We start from the raw sequence: 15,913 nt of genomic DNA, 5'->3' as shown, positions 1-15,913 counted from the left end.
TCACGGTCGCCGGATCAGTTGCTTCTCAAGGTCGCCCTTCGGACAGTCAACTATCTGTCCCTCCTTGGCTAGTTCCTTCCACGCCGCGCGGACGTGAGTTGTGCGCCCGACGCCAAGTGCGTCGCCCATCACGAGCGCGAAGTCGTTGCGCATCGAGAACGAGCTCCTAATCGCGAGCGAGGAGACGATCGACGCCTTAATTGCGTCTATAGCGGCGCGATCGATGCCCTCCTCGCTGGCAGCGAAGACCGCTTGAAGCTCTGCGACACGCGGATACAGCTGCGGGTCCTCCGCGTCCTGCCGTTCGGCCTCCGCCAAGTCAAGGTCGTGCAGGAACGCCCGCCAGTCTTTCAGCGCGAGGCTGACGCACTCGTTGAACTTGGCGAGCGCGAGTCGACGAGGGCAGAACAAGGTGAGGATGAACAGCGCCTTGTCATTCGCGTTCCTTCGGATCGGAACGGCATAGGAGATGCACCCCGTCGCTTTAGCGATCATCTGGCGGTGGGCCCTCGCGACCTGCTCAGCAGCGGCGTTAGCCCGCTCGGGCTTCGGCAGAGCGCCGACTTCGGGAGCAAGGAAGTGTTGGCGCCACCACTGGCCACCGAGCCACGCATCCACGCGATCGAGGGTGGCGCGCCTTCCGGAAGCTCCGTCTTCCTCCCAGATTCGTGCACCCATGCGGCGGAGCGCTTGGAGCGAGAAGTTGAGCAGAAGTTCGGTGGGCTGGTTGCCGTCACGCTTGAGGATCGCGTTGACAGTCGTCTCGTGGTCGAGTGCGCTGCCGAACGGATCGAGGAAGACTAAGGCGGGAACGTTCGCGAACCTGGCGAGCGCTGGCCCGAGGTGTACGCCGATGTCGCCTTGGTAAGCCACCGCGTTGGCGGACGAGTAGCTCGAGACGACGCTCTCGAGCGCCGCGAACGCGCTCTTGTCCTTCTCGACGAAAACGCAGTCAAGAATCGAGCCCCGCGCCAGCAGATCCTGGGCGATGTTCAGCGCGATTCGCGGGGATCCCTCCGCCGTGCGCCCAGTGGTCGGATTGAAATACTCGCCTTCTCCAGCATAGCCGTCGAGGAAGCCGACGCGGCGATCGGGCGCGGTCGTGGACAGCGCACCCGCGAAGATCGCGAGGTGGCGACGCAGCACGCCATGCTTGAGCACCGCTGCGGCCTTCTTGTCTTCGCTGAAGAACGTTGCATTGCTGACCATCCGCGCCCCTAGTTCGAAGATAAACCTACCTCTGGTCGACCGCGCGATGGGTAGGGCTCGCCTGTGCAGGGGCGTCCACCGAAGATGGGTTCCGGAGGGGTAGGTCCCGAGCGCCCGTCGCATAGACGGACCTACTTCACAGGAGCTACAAGTGAGTGGACGGCGGTTTCGAACCCGCGTATCCAGCTTTGAAGCCTGACTGGCTGCCTCCGTAGCTCGACTGGAGCGTGGTGCCGATCGTCAAGGTTCTCGCTCCGCTCGTGGCGCAGTCGCTCCGGCCACCGTGGCGTCCTTATGTCGCAAGGGGCGTCGGCATGCTGTCCGGCATCGTCGTGTCTCGCCACGCCCGTTTACAACTTCTACCTGTCCCGTCGCACGCCTGGAGGCATTCGATGCAATACAAAATCACCCCCGCCCGAGCACACGCCGTCGCCATGCATACCCCTCGCGCCGTGGGGAAAGCGCAGGCCCGCGGCGGCGACCTCCCGTCGTTGAGGCGTGCGCAGCAGTACGGCACACACCCATCGGCCGCGCGGGACTGGGACCGGCACGTGCCCAGTCGCGGCTTCGCGTACTAGCCGACTAGGACTAGCCCGTTCCGTTGCGCCATGTTCCATGCCGGTCCGACTCTCGTGCCATCGCCACGAGTTAGGACTTTCACGCTGCTCAGCACCGCCTACGTCGCCGCCGCCTTCGACACAACCGAAGCTGTCATCACGGACTGCCTCAACCTCGACGACCTTTGGGAGGACGACGGCACCGGTACCGCCGCTCTGCCTGCCGATGCCATTGCACTCATCGCCGTCCGCCTCGATGCCTGGCCTCGCTAGGTAGCCCAGGCCGTCGCAACAGCGACCGGCGCGGACCTCTTCGCGACGCTCTGGGCCTCGCGTCTCGACGCCGCCGCATGAAGCCACCGCGCAAGCGCCTGCTCATCCGCCTGCGCACCGCGCCTGACCCGACGCCACGGCTGGCACTTAGCCTCAACGTCTACCGGAATCTGCATCCGGGCCAGACGCTCATCGGCCTCATCGGTGAGGTCGCGGCGCTCTACCCAATCGGCTCCGAGGTGACGCTCCTTAGTCACACGGTGAAACCGGTCGATTGCCCGCTATACACCGCGGGCTACACATCGGTCATCGTCGGCGACGAGCACGACGCCTTCCGAATAAAGAAACGTCTTCGCGAGCGCCGCCGACAGAGCGACTGGGAGTGAGATGAGCGGCCTCGGCCGCGACCACAACGCACAGCCCCCGTCACTGCCCCGGCAGCGGCGGGGGCTTCTCGTCGTTCAGTCAGGGCCTGACGCACGTGGAAACCCTGGCAAGTGACCCCCCGTTGCACTCGCGGGACCTAGGATTCACTCATGTTCTTCGGAAAGCGCCGTGCATCGCAAGTGTTCACCCCAGGCGAGCTACCACTCGAACGAAGTAACGTCTACGTCTCGCGTCGGGCGAGTGAGGAACTGCTGACCCGAGGTGTCGAGCGAAACTGGTGCCCTGTCGTTTACGGCGATTACGGCGTCGGCAAGAGTACGCTAGTCCGACGCTACTTCCGCCACGAAGAATCCGCTAACTGGTTCGAGCGGACATTCAGGGGGAAGCCTCGGCGAGGCCGGCTCGTGTATTTCGCGAGTACCAACGGTCTTACTATGCCCAAGGTGTTTGCGACGATCCTGGAGCACCTTCAGTACAGGGTGGAGACAGAAGTCACGACTTCTTCCTCCGTTGACTCCGGGCTGAGCTTCGAACGATCAAAGCTGACCGCAAACCTGACGGCGAAGCGCGGTCGAGAGGCCGTGAGGAAGCTTGTCGTAAGCGCGCCAACTGACGAAGCGATGCTACGAATCATCAACGAGAACCGTCTGACCATCATCATCGACGAGTTGCATCAGTCGACAAAGTCGTTCCGGGATGAACTCGTGCCGTTCATCAAAGCCAGCCGCATCAGCGCGAAAAAGTCGACCCTCGTGCTAATCGGCACAAGTGCCGAGCCGTTCTCCCTCGTCTCCTCGGACCCGGGCATCGACCGCTTCGTGATCGACACGCCAGTCGCCTCAATGGGGCCGGATGAAGCCCGCTCGCTCATCACTGACGGATTTTCGAAGCTAGGTCTTGAAATCGACGACAGTATAGTCAACGTCACCGTTTCTTCCGCATCCGGCGCACCCTCCATCCTGCAAGCTCTTTGCCTGGACATGGCGGAGGCGACGATGGACGACGGACGGCGACGCGTTTCTCAAGCTGACCTCATTTCAGCGGTCAAACACTACGTCGAGGACCGGCACGGCCGGATGACCCGGAAGTACATGGCAGCCATTGAAACGACCGGTCCGAAGCGCTACCGCAAACGCATCCTCCACGCGATCGCCGGTTTGGAAGGCGATTACGCGACCATGGATGATATTCGAGCAGCAGTCGTAAAGGAGCTCGGTACGGAAGTCCGGTCCTCCGATCTCAGTGGACCCCTTCGCGCTCTCAAAACAGCGGAATACGGATCAGTATTGCAGGATGTCGACCGCGAAACGGGTGGTCGTATTCAGAACCTGAACAGCTTCACCGATCCAATGATGAAGTCGTATGTGCGCTTCATGGCAACAATCACGACGACCGAAATCATCCACGAAGATGAGTTGAGAGAAAGCCTCGCCGCTGACAGTTCCCTCTAACTCAGAGCGACCGTCGCCAAGCTGCCGGACACGGCGCCCTCTGCCGCCAATGCGGCTTACTCGCCGATCCGGACCGACCCGATGGCTTTCCAGAGATGGTTCGGTGTCCCGAAGCGGTGGGCCGTGATCGCGATGGACTGCTCTCGCAGGAACGGCAGCAGCTCGATGCGGCCCGCCTCGGTGACCGGTCCGGCGTACACGGCGAGGTCGGGCCTCCCGTTCGTCGCGACGGCGAGGGCACGCACGGCCTCGGCATCCCCGTCGATGAGCCGGATCCGCCCGCCGCCGAGTCGGCCAGCACGGGCCTGGAACGCCTCGGCGGACTCGACGGCCACCGATCCCACGTGGGGCTCGGCGCGGAGTGCGGTCCGCACGGCCTCGGGGAGCGTGCACTCCGGGTCGACCGAGACGGCGACCGCCGCCCCCGCGGCCGCCGCCGCACCAACCAGCGGACGAGCGACGCGACGGGGGCGCCTGCGACGAGCCGGACGAGCACGGGTTCTGGCCACGGCAGGTACCGGGCCACGTTCCGCTCGGCGCTGAGCCCGGAGATGTCCGCGGCGGCGCCGAACAGCGTCGACCACGCGTGCGCGTCGGACCGGAAAGCGCGCGCGAGCAGCGCACGGTCCGGCTCGGACAGCCCGGCACCGGCATCAGCCTGGAGGCGCGCCACGGCCGCGGACGTCACCGCATCACCGGCGCTCGCCGCGGTCGGCTCCCACGAACCGAGGCCGATGAGGTAGTTGACACCCCCGGCCTTGGTGCCCGGCCCGACGGCGGATCGCTTCCACCCGCCGAAGGGCTGCCGCCGGACGATCGCGCCCGTGATCCCCCGGTCGACGTAGAGGTTCCCGGCCTCGACCCGCGACAGCCATGCGCCGATCTCGGCGGGGTCGAGCGCGTGCAACCCCGAGGTCAGCCCGTAGTCGACCTCGTTCACGATGTCGATGGCCTCGTCGAGGGTGTCCGCGGTCATGACGCCGAGGATCAGCCCGAAGTACTCCGTGCGGTGGTAGTCCGATCCGCGCCGGACCCCACCGCGCACCCCGGGGCTCCAGAGCAGACCGCGATCGTCGAGCTGCTCGGGCCGGAGCTGCCACGTCTCGCCAGGGCCGAGCTCGGTCAGGCCCGTGAGCAACTTGCCGCTGGCTGGCTCGATGATCGGGCCCATCTGCGTCGTCGGGTCCCAGGGGTACCCGACGGTCAAGGACGACACCGCGTCGAGCAGCTGGTGCTTGAACCGCTTCGAGCGGGCGACCGAGCCGACCAGTACGACGAGCGACGCTGCGGAGCACTTCTGCCCGGCGTGCCCGAAGGCGGACTGCACGACGTCCTTGACGGCGAGGTCGAGGTCCGCGGACGGCGTCACGATGATCGCGTTCTTGCCGCTCGTCTCGGCGAGGAGCGGCAGATCGGGCCGGAAGGACCGGAAGCGCTCCGCCGTCTCGTACGCGCCCGTGAGGATCACCCGATCGACGAGCGGGGAGGCGACGAGGTCTCGGCCGAGGTCCTCCTCCGACACCTGTATGAGCGTGAGCACGTCCGCCGGCGCATCCGCGGCGGCCAGCGCGTCGATGATGACGCCGGCGAGCACCGCGCCGCAGCGCTCGGCCGGACCGGCGGGCTTGAGCACGACTCCCGATCCGGCCGCCAGCGCCGCGAGCGCCGACCCGGCCGGGATCGCGACGGGGAAGTTCCACGGCGGCGTCACGAGCGTCAGCGCAGCGGGGACGAACCGGGCACCGTCGACCGCGTCGAGCGACCGCGCGAGTTCGGCGTACCAGTGCGCGAAGTCGACGGCCTCGGACACCTCGACGTCGGCCTGGTCGATCGTCTTGCCGGCTTCGGCTCCCATGACCTCGACCAGCTCGGTGCGGTGCGCCTCGAGCGCCGCACCGATGGCGTGCAGGACCCTCGCTCGGTCCTCGCCGGACCACGATCCCCACGTCGAGCCTGCCTCGCGCACGCGCTGCAGGGCGGCGGCGAGGGTGTCGGGATCGGTGATCCGGGCCTCCTGGACGGCATCGATGCCGAGCGCGCTCGTGGACATCCGCTCGATGACGCCGCGCGCCCACGCGCGGTGCTCGGCGACCGACGGATCCGTGTCCGGCGTGTTCTCGAAGTGCCCGAGGGTCGGCCGCGGGACTGCCGCGAACCGGTCGGCGACCCGATGCGGAGCAGGAGCCTCGAGGCCGCCGGACTCGGCGAGCGGAGCGAGTGACGCGCGGAACCGGTCGGCCTCGCGCTCGAACAGCGCCTCGGACGTCGACAGCTCGAACACGGCGGACATGAAGTTGTCCGGCGAGGCGCCTTCTTCCAGGCGACGGATCAGGTACGCGATCGCGACGTCGAACTCGCCCGGGTGCACCACCGGCGTGTAGAGCAGGAGACCCCCGACGGTCCGCTTGACGGCCTCGGCCTGCCCCTGGGCCATGCCGAGGAGCATCTCGAACTCGATGCCGCTCTGCACCCCGCGCTCCTCGGCGAGGAGCCACGCGTGCGCGATGTCGAACAGGTTGTGCCCGGCGACCCCGACCCGGACGTTGGCGATGCGCGACGGCGTGAGGGCCCAGTCGAGCACGCGCTTGTAGTTCGTGTCGGAGTCCTGCTTGGTGTGCCAGGTCGCCAGGGGCCAGCCGTGGATCGAGGCCTCGACCTGCTCCATGGGCAGGTTCGCGCCCTTGACGAGCCGGACCTTGATCCCGGCGCCACCGCGGGCGCGGCGTGCCGCGGACCACTCCTGGAGCCGCTGCATGGCGCCGAGCGCGTCCGGCAGGTACGCCTGGAGCACGATCCCGGCCTCGAGGTCGAGGAACGCCGGATCGTCGAGCAGCGTCGTGAAGACCGCGATCGTCAGGTCGAGGTCCTTGTACTCCTCCATGTCGAGGTTGATGAACTTGTGAGGGGAGGCGGCGGACGCTCGGGCGAACAGGGGGCGGAGCTTGGCGACGACGTCGGCGACGGCTTCGTCGAAGGCCCAGGGCGAGTGCGGGTGCACGGTCGACGACACCTTGATCGACACGTAGTCGACGTCGTCGCGGGCGAGGAGCCGCTCGGTGCCTTCGAGTCGACGCGCGGCCTCGCGCTCGCCGAGGACCGCCTCGCCGAGCAGGTTCATGTTGAGGCGCACGCCCTCGCGCTTGACCCGTCGGATGGCCGGCCCGAGCGCGGAGTCGGACGCGTCGATGATCAGGTGCCCGACCATCCGCCGGAGCACGCGGCGCGCGATCGGCACGACGACGTCCGGCAGGACCGGGGCGAGCCCGCCACCGGCGCGCACGAGCGCACGCATGGCGGCCGGGAGGAACGTGGGGACGTTCGGCGCGATCCGATGGAGCGTCCGGGCGGCGACGGTCCGGTCCTCCGGCCTGACCACGCCGTCGACGAAGCCGACGGTGAACGCGAGGCCCGTGGGGTCGCGGAGCACGCCCGCGAGTTGAGCAGCCGAACCGTCGACGGGGTGGCCGTCGGCCTCGGCGAGCCACCGACGGACGAGCACGATCGTGGCGTCGACGAGGGGATCCGCGGCGGCGCCATCGATGTCGTGCCGTGGGGTGGCGAGGTCGGTCATGCGCCCAGTATCGGGCTCCGGTTGCGGTAGCACCAGTGACGGTTGGTTCACGGTTATCGGTAGCGTTCCTACCGGGTTATCCACAGGCATGACAGGTGGACCCGCGCACTGGTCGCGATCCAGCCACAGTGACATCCCACGGTCCACACACCCACACGAGGAGTCCGCATGCTCGACGTCCGGCGCATGGTGATCCTGCGCGAACTCGCCATCCGGGGCACGATCGCCGCCGTCGCCGAGGCGATGTCCTTCACGCCGTCGGCGGTGTCCCAGCAGCTGAACGCCCTCGAGCGCGAAACGGGCCTGGAGCTCCTCCGACCCGCCGGGCGGCGTCTGCAGCTCACCCCGCAGGCCGAGGTGCTCGTCGCCGCGGCGAGCGAGGTGCTCGACGTGCTCGAACGGGCCCAGGGTGCGCTCGACGAGTCACTCCCGAGTGTGCAGGGGCGGGTCCGCGTGGCGGTGTTCCAGTCCGCGGCGCTCGCCCTCATGCCGCCGGCCCTCCGCGCCATGGCCCGCACCCACCCCGACGTCCGCGTGGAGATGGTCCAGCACGAACCGGAGAGCGCCCTGCGCGCCACGTGGGTCCGGGACTTCGACCTCGTCATCGCCGAGCAGTACCCGGCGCATGCCGCCGCGTGGCACGCCGGGTTGGACCGCCAGGACCTGACCCGCGACGCCGTGCGCCTGGCGCTCCCGCCGGTCGACGCACTCGACCAGTCGGTGGACGACCTGCTCGGCGCAGCCGCCATGCCGTGGGTCATGGAGCCGCGCGGGGCCGCATCACGACACTTCGCGGAGCAGGTGTGCCGATCAGCGGGGTTCGAACCCGACGTGCGGTACGAGACGCCGGACCTGCAGACCCAGATCCGCCTCATCGAGTCCGGCAACGCGGTCGCGCTCATGCCGGACCTCGTGTGGACCGGCCGGAGCACCACCTGCCGCCTCGTGCCGCTCCCCGGGCGTCCGCAGCGGACCGTCTTCACGGCACAGCGGGAAGCCGGGGCCGGCTCCCCGGCGCTCCGAGCGCTGCGGCGGACCCTGGAGGCGGCGGCACGGCAGCTCCGGGCATGACCGGACGACGCGGGCGACCCTCAGCCGTCCGACGACCGACGACTCCCGCCGAGCGCCGGGACGAGCACCGCGACCGCGACCGCGACGATCGCCACCGCCGCGAGGACGGCGATCCACGTGATGCCGTCATCGGCGCCGCCACGGACCCCGACCAAGCGCACCACGGCCGCCACGAGCTGCGTCCCCGCCTGCACCGCGACGAACCGGAGTGCCGACGGCCGCAGTGCCCGCAGTTGCACGAGGGCTCGCCGGGGTACGACCGACGCCACCATGCCGACCGCGACGATCAGGTGCGTGCTGAGGAGCACGACTGCGAGCGGACCCCATCCAGCCCCGGCACCCCCGGCGACGGCGGCCACTGCGAGCTGCACGACCAGTCCGGCGGTGAACGGCCCACGCGGGAACACCGCCGACGCGGCGACGAGCGCCACCGCGAGTGCGAACCACCACCCGCTCGGACCGACGGCCACCCACGCCCCACCGAGGCCCGCGACGACACCGAGCGCGGTCAACACCCACGCCGGCAGGGCACGTCCGACATGGGGGAACGACCGGGAGGCCCGGCTCGCCTCCGCACTCACGGCCGCCGCCTCGCCCTGCTCAGCAGCCGCACGGCGACCGCGGGCGGCGTCCCGTCGGCGGTCCGCCAGGTGATCGGTTCCACCCCGGCCGCTCGCATCCGATCGAACCGGACCCGGCGTTCGAGCTCGACGAGCCGCGACGCGACGCGCTCCTGCCGGTCCGCGTCGGAGCGATCGAGCGGCGGGAGCACGTCGACGGCGACCACGCGGCGGCCGGTCGCCGCCCAGGTGATCGCCATCGCTGCGGGATGGTCGTCGAGGAAGGTCGAGAGCACCACGACGAGCGAGGCCGCGGGCACGGTCGGCGCGCGCACCGGCCCCGGGGTGTCGCTCGTCGGGACCGCTCGTGCCGTCGCTGAGCGGAGGCGGTCGAGCTGCCGCACGCCTCCGCGGGGTTCGATGCCCGTCACCGCACCGGCGAGGTCCCGGAAGCCCACTCGGTCGCCTGCGCCGATGTACGCCGAGGCCAGGGTGGTGGCGGCCTCGCGGGCGAGGTCGAGCGACGTCGCGCTCCGCTCGGGTCCCGCGGTACCGGACCAGCGGGTGACGTCCGGCCCGACGTCGTCACGGTCGTCGAGCACGATGACGACCACGGCGTCGGCGGTGGACGACGTGCGCCGCACGTACAGCTCGCCGGGCTGCTGCGCTCGTCGTGCCGTTCGTCGCCAGTCGATCCGTCGGAGCCGGTCCCCGGGGGCGAAGAGCGCGAGGTCGCGGAACTCCCCGCCGTCGCCGCGGCTGCTCGACTCGTGGGTCCCCGTGGTGCCGACGAGCCGGTGCGGCATGGGCAGCTGTTCGATCCGCAGGCGCGGTGGCGGGACGACCGCGCGGAGCGTCGGTCCCTCCTCCGGCAGGGTGACCGCGGTGCCGCCCTGCGCGATGAGCGCGAGGTCGAGCCGGACCACGGCCTGCGGCCCGGAGTGGAGGACCGTGACCGGCCCGCGGAGTGCCGCCGCGGTGGACGGCGTGACCAGGACACGCCGGGCGGATCCGTCGGCGAGGGTGGCCACGACGGCGACCGCCTCGGCGACCTGGGGTGCCCGGAGTTCGACGTCGACCATGACGCCCCGCCCGTTGTCCTCGGGTCGCACCGCGGTTCGGGTCCGGATGACACCGGCGCGGCCGCGAGCGGGGTCGTGCCCGAGCGCGGCGATCACGAGCAGCGGTGCGGCCACGAGGGCGAACTCGACGCGGGCCGTCACGAGCGCGAGCCCGGCGAGGAACACCGCGGCTGCGATCGCAGCGGTGATCGGCGGGTTCGGCACCCACCGCACGCGGTACGCCTGGTCCGTCGAGCGCACGCCGGGCGTGGCGTCCTCGCGCACGGCGGCGGACGAGGACCCGGGGGGCGCCCCTCCGGGCAGCAGCGCTCCGGACGGCGCCCCTCCGGACGGGACAGCTCCGGACGGGACCCCGACGGGCAGGTGCCATCCGTCGTCGTCGCTCACCGGGCCTCCCGACCGGCAGTGGCGTCCGTCGCCCGACCCGTGCCGATGCCGCCACCCGTGCCGATGCCGCCACCCGTGCCGGCGCCCCGACCCGAGGCCACCGCGGGCGGCCCCGCCACCTGCCCGGCCACCGTCCGGACGACGGTCGCCGGATCGACGCCGTTGGCCCAGGCCTGCGGGGTGAGCGAGAGTCGGTGGGCGAGCACCGGGACGGCGGCGGTCTTGACGTCCTCGGGGGTGACGAAGTCGCGGCCGGCCATCACCGCACGGGCGCGTCCGACGAGCAGGAGCGCCTGTGCACCGCGCGGCGAGGCCCCGACCTGGACGTCGCGGTGCTCCCGTGTGCCGACGGCGAGGTCGACGCAGTACAGCGCGATGTCCTCGTCGACGTGCACCTGCTCCACCGTCGCCTGCATGCGCAGGAGATCTGCCCCGCTGATCACCGCCGGCACCGTCGCGACCTCACGCTGGCGGTCGACGCGGTTGAGGAGCACGCGCTGCTCCTCGGTCCTGCTCGGGTAGCCAGCGGCGAGACGGACCATGAAGCGGTCGAGCTGCGCCTCGGGCAGGGCGTAGGTGCCCTCGTACTCGATCGGGTTCGACGTCGCCACGACGTGGAACGGCCGCGGCAGCGGGAAGCGGTCACCCTCGACGGTGACCTGCCCCTCGGCCATCGCCTCGAGCAGTGCCGACTGGGTCTTCGGCGACGTCCGGTTGATCTCGTCGGCCAGGAACAGCCCCGTGAACACCGGGCCGGGCCGGAACACGAACTCCGCCGTGCTCGGGGCGTAGACGAACGAGCCGGTGATGTCCGCGGGCAACAGGTCCGGCGTGCACTGCAGGCGCCGGAAGTCGAGCCCGGAGGCCTGCGCCAGGGACCGTGCCGCGAGGGTCTTGCCGAGCCCGGGCACGTCCTCGAACAGGACGTGCCCGCCGGCGAGGATGCTCGCGAACGCCAGCTCGAGGGGCTCCCGCATGCCCACCACGGCGGTCCCGACGGCGTCGAGGACGGCGGCGCTGAGCCGGGCGACCTCGGCCACGGACAGCGGGCTGGGGGTGGTGGTGTCGGCGGTCTGATCGGTCACGGGAGCCTTCCGGACGGTTCCCCGAGCGCCTCCACGGCGATCAGGAGGGACGAGAACGTGGCGAGGTCGAGTTCGGGGTGCCGCGGACTCAGGAGCACGCGGACGACGTCGGGCGGGAGCAGGCGCTCGACCGCGGGTCGGGCCTCCGGGTCGTCGATGTCGACCCCGTGGTGCACGAGCAGCAGGTGGCCTGCGGCCGCGCGGAGGCGCACGACGGGTCGCTCGGGCACCCCGCCGCGTGAGCGCAGGGACCACGCCAGCGCCTGGACGTCGCGGCGCGCCCCGCGGACCACGTCGGTGGGTGGTGCCGGCCACGTGAGCCGTTCGTCGTCGCGCACCGCCGACCAGGTCAACCCGACCGCGGTGATCACGGCCGCGACGACGACGGCCTGGGGCACCGGGAGTCCGAAGAACCACCCTGCGGCACCGACGACGACCGCGACGACGACCACCTCGACGACCCGGCGCCGAGCGGGTAGTCCCACCGTCCGGCCGCTCACCGGCGCTGCTCCGAGGCCGCGGTGGGTGTCCCGCCCGGCCACCGCTCCTGCAGCGTCCGCAGCGCCACGCGGGCCGCCTGCACCTCCGTCGGCCCGGCCGGCGTGGTGCCGAACCGCACCATCACGTAGAGGTCCCGGAGCGTCCCGACGGCGTTCCGGTCCAGCTCGAGCCGGAGCAGCACCCGCGCCGTGAACTCGGTCGGGGTCTCCGCGATCTGCCGCCGGTAGCCGGCGTCCTCGGCGGCCTCCTGCAGGCCGAGCCACGCGGCGGTGATCGCGTCCGACGCCGGTCGGTCCTGGTCGATGACGTCGAGCGCGCGCGCGAGGCCGCGGTGCACCGTGCGCATCGCGGCCGCCGTGGTCGGGACGTCGACGTCCGACACGTCGTCCGTCAGCAGGCCGGTGGGGAGGCCCGGCTCGGCTCCGCCACGTCGCCGCCGTCCCAGCAGGCGGACCAGGAGCACCACGACGAGTGCGAGCACGACCAGGCCGGCGATCAGCAGTGGCCAGGTCAGGTCGACGTGGAGGGTCGAGCGGTGTCCGGCGGCGCCGGGCTGCGCCGTCGGGGTGGTCGCCGCGGTCGGTCCCGGTGCGGTCGTGGCGGTCGGCAGCGCGATCGTCGGGGACCATCGTGGTCCGCCGAACCGCAGCGGCCCGGCGAACGCCGCTGCCGCGACGACGAGCAACGCGGACACGATCGTGACCACCAGGACCGCGGGGGACCGCCGTCCGGATCCACTCGCGCCCGCGCTGGCCCTCATGGCAGCACGGTAGCCCATGGGTCTGAGCCGCGAATCGGACTCCGAACCGGGACGTTCCCCGGCTCGGAGTCCGATTCGCGGCTCGACTCGAGCGGATCGCCGCGGCTCAACGGCGGCTCAGCGGCGGCTGCGGATCACCGACTCGCGGTGCAGGAACAGCAGCGCGAGTCCCACGAGCAGGAGCAGCAGTCCGATCCCGCCGAAGACCGCGATGCCCGTCGACCCCGTGTACGCGAGCGCCGCCGTGGAGGCGGTGGTCGCCATCGCGGCGATCGTGCCGGTGGTGGAGGCGGTGCGGGTCATCGCCGCGGCCGGAGCCGTCGAGACCACCGTGGCCGGGACGATGCCCGCGGCGCGGCCGGTCACCGTGCCCTCGTCCCCCGTCGTGGCGGTCGGGTCGTTCCCGGCCGGCGTGGTCGACACGGGGTCGGTGCCGTCAGCGGGGTCCGTGGTGCCCACCGGCGTGGTGGGCTCGGCCGGGCTGGTCGGGTCGGCCGGGCTGGTCGGATCCGTGACGACCGGGTTCGTCGGCCCGGCGGGCGTGGTGGGGTCCGGCGTCGTGGTGCTGTTGCCGCCGACCGCCACGGTGGTACCGCCGATGGTGACCGGCAGGCTGATCACCGGGGCGATCTGGGTGCCGGACGCGGTGCCGTCCGAGCCGGAGGTGGTGGTGCCGCCGGTCGTGCCGGTGTCCGTGCTGCCGGTGCTGGTGCTGGTGCTGGTGCCGGTGCCGGTCGTGCCGGAGGTGCCGCTGCCCGAGGTGCCGGTGGAGCTGGCGTCGCCGAGGAGGGCGATCCCGTTGCCGCCGATCGTGACGGGTGCGCTCACCACGGGCGCGACCTGCGTCCCCGAGGCCGTCCCGTCCGAGCCGGAGGTGGTGGTGCTGCTCCCGCCGGTCGACCCGGACCCTGTGGTGCTGCCGCTGGCACCGCTGCCACCGTTGCCGGTCGAGCCGGAGGTGCCGCTGCCCGAGGTGCCGGTGGAGCTGGCGTCCCCGAGGAGCGCGATGCCGTTGCCGCCGACGGTGACGGGTGCGCTCACCACGGGTGCGACCTGCGTCCCCGAGGCCGTCCCGTCCGAGCCCGAGGTGGTCGGACCCGACCCCGACGCCGGGGTGGACCCGGCGTTCGTGGCCGGTGCCGAGCCTCCCGAGCTGGTGCCGGTGGCGTCCCCGAGGACCGCGATGCTGTCCCCGGTGGCCCCGATCGGTGCGGCGACGTCGGGGGCGACCTGGGTGCCGCCGAGGACGCTGTCGGAACCGGAGGTGGTGGCGGCGGGAGCCGCCGGAGCCGACGCCGCCGACGCGGAGGCGGCCGCCGGAGCCGGGGCAGCGGCCGGAGCGGGCGCGCTGGTCGCGTCACCGCCGATCGCGACCGCCGTCGAGCCGAGGTCCACCGGAACGCTCACGGTCGGCACGACCTGCGTGCCGGACGCGATGCCACCGGAGCCCGAGGTGGACGCCGACGAGGACGCCGCCGCAGCCGGAGCGGGCGCAGCCGGTGCGGACGCCGCCGGCGCGGTGGAGGTGCTGGTCGCGTCCCCGAGGACGCTCACGGCGTCACCGGTGGCGGAGACGGGGAGGCCGAAGCTCCCGGCGACCTGCGTGCCGGAGGCGATGCCGTCGGTCCCCGTGGTCTCGGCGGCGTGGGCGGCGAGCCCACCCCCGAGCGAGAGACCGCTGACGAAGAGGGTGAACCACAGCCCTCTCGAGACGTACTTGTTCATGGTCGTGCTCCTGATCTGATCGAGACTGGTGCGCCGCGTGTGCGGCGATGACGCGTCCTGCCAGCGGGGCAGGTGCGTCGGGCTCAATCAGGAGCGACGTCGTGGTCGGCGACGACGGATGCGGGGAGCACGTCGTCACCGGTGGGGAGGATCGGGCCGGCCGCCAGGACGACGGACGCGGGAGTCGAGATGGTCGCCACCGGGGTGGTGGGCGCACCACCGGCGGCGGCGCTGCTGCCACCGGTGGTCCCGGTGGGGGCCGCGGGGGCGGTCGGTGCGGCCGGCGCTGCCGGGAGGACCGGGGTCGCGTCGCCGGGGCGGGTCCCGCCAGCGGTGGAGACGGTCGGGACGGAGTCCGTCGTGCCGAGGCCCGATGCGCTGGAGGCCGAGGTCCCCGCGCCCGCGCCCGAGCGGACGAGCGTGCTGTCGGCCACGGCGGAGTCGGTCGCGCTGCCGGGCGTCCCGGCGGGCTGACCCTGGGCGGGCTGGCCGTCGCCGGGCTGACCCTGGCCGGGTGCCACGGGGAGGACCGGACCCACGACCGGGGTCGTCGGGTCGAGGACGGTGGTCGCGGGCGGGAGGGTCGACGTCACGGGCGAGAGGACCGGGGCGATGCCGCCGAGCACGGGATCGACCACGGAGCCGATGCCCCCGAGGACGGGTGTGACGACGGGGGAGACCGCGCCGAGCACCGGGCCGACCACCGGGTCGAGGACCGGCGAGGTGACCGGGTCGACCGCACCGGGGAGTTCGCCGACGGCCGCGCCGGCGCCCCCGAGCGCGCCGTCGACGAGGCCCGTCACGGGAGCGGTCACGGACCCGAGGGCGCCGGCGCCGAGGACGGGTCCGACCACGGGCAGCGCACCGACCGGCCGCGACCCGAGGACACCCGCGACCGGCCGGAGGGCGCCGTCGAGGGTGCCGGCCGTCGCGCCGAGCGTGCCGCGCGTCCCACGGTCGGCCGTGGGCGTCGTGCTCGTACCGGTGCGCGTGCTCGCGCCGGTGGGTGCGGGCCGGGTGCTCGGGGTCGTCGCTGCGCCGGAAGTGGTCGTCGGCGCGGTGCTGCCCGGAGCCGGCGTGCTGCCCGCGGACCTGCTCGGCGCGGAGCTGATCGGGACCGCCGTGCTCGGGGCCGGGGTGCTGGGGGCCGGACTGTGCGCACTCGGGGCCGGGGCCGCCGGGCGGGGCGCGGGGGCTGCCGGGCGGGGCGCGGGGGTCGGAGCTGCCGGGCGGGGCGCGGGGGCTGCCGGGCGGGGCGCGGGGGCTGCCGGGGGGGGCGCAGGTACCGCGGGAG

Annotated in this window: 12 protein-coding genes and 2 pseudogenes; 5 read left to right on the top strand and 9 right to left on the bottom strand. The window is 71.9% G+C overall.

Features of this window, described 5'->3' with window-relative positions; translation table 11 throughout:
- A complete protein-coding gene (gene tcmP / locus DEI81_RS08355; RefSeq protein ID WP_181435357.1) occupies positions 1 to 1,209 on the bottom strand; it encodes a three-Cys-motif partner protein TcmP in 1,209 nt (402 codons plus the stop codon).
- A 608-nt stretch (positions 1,210 to 1,817) separates the two neighbouring features.
- Here tcmP and DEI81_RS08350 point away from each other — a divergent pair.
- The 3 genes from DEI81_RS08350 to DEI81_RS08340 all read left to right on the top strand — a co-directional run bounded on the left by DEI81_RS08350 (position 1,818) and on the right by DEI81_RS08340 (position 3,877).
- Positions 1,818 to 2,039, top strand: a complete 222-nt coding sequence (locus DEI81_RS08350; protein ID WP_111010259.1) for a hypothetical protein — start codon at positions 1,818 to 1,820, stop codon at positions 2,037 to 2,039.
- A gap of 77 nt (positions 2,040 to 2,116) precedes the next feature.
- A complete protein-coding gene (locus tag DEI81_RS08345) occupies positions 2,117 to 2,425 on the top strand; it encodes a hypothetical protein (RefSeq protein WP_111010257.1) in 309 nt (102 codons plus the stop codon).
- A gap of 150 nt (positions 2,426 to 2,575) precedes the next feature.
- Positions 2,576 to 3,877, top strand: coding sequence for an AAA family ATPase (locus tag DEI81_RS08340; RefSeq protein ID WP_111010255.1), 1,302 nt, complete (start codon positions 2,576 to 2,578; stop codon positions 3,875 to 3,877).
- Between the two features lie 56 nt (positions 3,878 to 3,933).
- Here the strand turns inward: DEI81_RS08340 and DEI81_RS08335 are convergent.
- Positions 3,934 to 7,448, bottom strand: a pseudogene (locus tag DEI81_RS08335) (bifunctional proline dehydrogenase/L-glutamate gamma-semialdehyde dehydrogenase).
- A 168-nt stretch (positions 7,449 to 7,616) separates the two neighbouring features.
- Between DEI81_RS08335 and DEI81_RS08330 the strand changes: the two are divergent.
- Positions 7,617 to 8,519, top strand: coding sequence for a LysR substrate-binding domain-containing protein (locus DEI81_RS08330; RefSeq protein ID WP_111010253.1), 903 nt, complete (start codon positions 7,617 to 7,619; stop codon positions 8,517 to 8,519).
- A 20-nt stretch (positions 8,520 to 8,539) separates the two neighbouring features.
- On the opposite strand, the gene DEI81_RS08325 is transcribed toward DEI81_RS08330, so the two are convergent.
- From DEI81_RS08325 to DEI81_RS08295, 7 genes are all read right to left on the bottom strand, one after another.
- Entirely contained in the window at positions 8,540 to 9,100 is a 561-nt protein-coding gene (locus tag DEI81_RS08325) for a hypothetical protein (protein ID WP_111010251.1), read from the bottom strand.
- On the bottom strand, positions 9,097 to 10,548 hold the full coding sequence (locus DEI81_RS08320) for a DUF58 domain-containing protein (RefSeq protein ID WP_111010249.1): 1,452 nt from the start codon (positions 10,546 to 10,548) through the stop codon (positions 9,097 to 9,099). The genes DEI81_RS08325 and DEI81_RS08320 overlap by 4 nt, the downstream gene beginning before the upstream one ends.
- Positions 10,545 to 11,633, bottom strand: coding sequence for a MoxR family ATPase (locus tag DEI81_RS08315; protein ID WP_258368573.1), 1,089 nt, complete (start codon positions 11,631 to 11,633; stop codon positions 10,545 to 10,547). Before DEI81_RS08315 ends, DEI81_RS08320 begins: the two co-directional genes overlap by 4 nt.
- Positions 11,630 to 12,133, bottom strand: coding sequence for a hypothetical protein (locus DEI81_RS08310; protein WP_146244049.1), 504 nt, complete (start codon positions 12,131 to 12,133; stop codon positions 11,630 to 11,632). The genes DEI81_RS08315 and DEI81_RS08310 overlap by 4 nt, the downstream gene beginning before the upstream one ends.
- Positions 12,130 to 12,894: a DUF4129 domain-containing protein gene (locus tag DEI81_RS08305; protein WP_146244048.1), complete on the bottom strand. Its 765-nt coding sequence runs from the start codon at positions 12,892 to 12,894 to the stop codon at positions 12,130 to 12,132. Before DEI81_RS08305 ends, DEI81_RS08310 begins: the two co-directional genes overlap by 4 nt.
- Positions 12,895 to 13,011: 117 nt before the next feature.
- Positions 13,012 to 14,619 carry a hypothetical protein gene (locus tag DEI81_RS08300; protein ID WP_146244047.1) on the bottom strand — a complete coding sequence of 536 codons (1,608 nt, stop codon included), beginning with the start codon at positions 14,617 to 14,619 and terminating at the stop codon, positions 13,012 to 13,014.
- 83 nt (positions 14,620 to 14,702) lie between these two features.
- Positions 14,703 to 15,473 (bottom strand): hypothetical protein, encoded by a 771-nt coding sequence (locus DEI81_RS08295; protein WP_111010243.1) that lies wholly within the window; start codon positions 15,471 to 15,473, stop codon positions 14,703 to 14,705.
- A 109-nt stretch (positions 15,474 to 15,582) separates the two neighbouring features.
- Here DEI81_RS08295 and DEI81_RS16390 point away from each other — a divergent pair.
- Positions 15,583 to 15,913, top strand: a pseudogene (locus DEI81_RS16390) (hypothetical protein); the annotation flags it as partial.

Source organism: Curtobacterium sp. MCBD17_013 (assembly GCF_003234565.1).
Lineage (GTDB): Bacteria > Actinomycetota > Actinomycetes > Actinomycetales > Microbacteriaceae > Curtobacterium.
The sequence above is the reverse complement of the archived record's forward strand: the minus strand, read 5'-3'. Positions and strand labels throughout refer to the sequence as shown.

Excerpts from the sequence above, each read along its gene's own strand:
- DEI81_RS08345 (WP_111010257.1), top strand. The coding sequence starts at position 2,117 with ATGAAGCCACCGCGCAAGCGCCTGCTCATCCGCCTGCGCACCGCGCCT.
- DEI81_RS08305 (WP_146244048.1), bottom strand. The coding sequence starts at position 12,894 with ATGAGGGCCAGCGCGGGCGCGAGTGGATCCGGACGGCGGTCCCCCGCG.
- DEI81_RS08340 (WP_111010255.1), top strand. The coding sequence starts at position 2,576 with ATGTTCTTCGGAAAGCGCCGTGCATCGCAAGTGTTCACCCCAGGCGAG.
- DEI81_RS08350 (WP_111010259.1), top strand. The coding sequence starts at position 1,818 with ATGTTCCATGCCGGTCCGACTCTCGTGCCATCGCCACGAGTTAGGACT.
- DEI81_RS08330 (WP_111010253.1), top strand. The coding sequence starts at position 7,617 with ATGCTCGACGTCCGGCGCATGGTGATCCTGCGCGAACTCGCCATCCGG.
- DEI81_RS08300 (WP_146244047.1), bottom strand. The coding sequence starts at position 14,619 with ATGAACAAGTACGTCTCGAGAGGGCTGTGGTTCACCCTCTTCGTCAGC.
- tcmP (WP_181435357.1), bottom strand. The coding sequence starts at position 1,209 with ATGGTCAGCAATGCAACGTTCTTCAGCGAAGACAAGAAGGCCGCAGCG.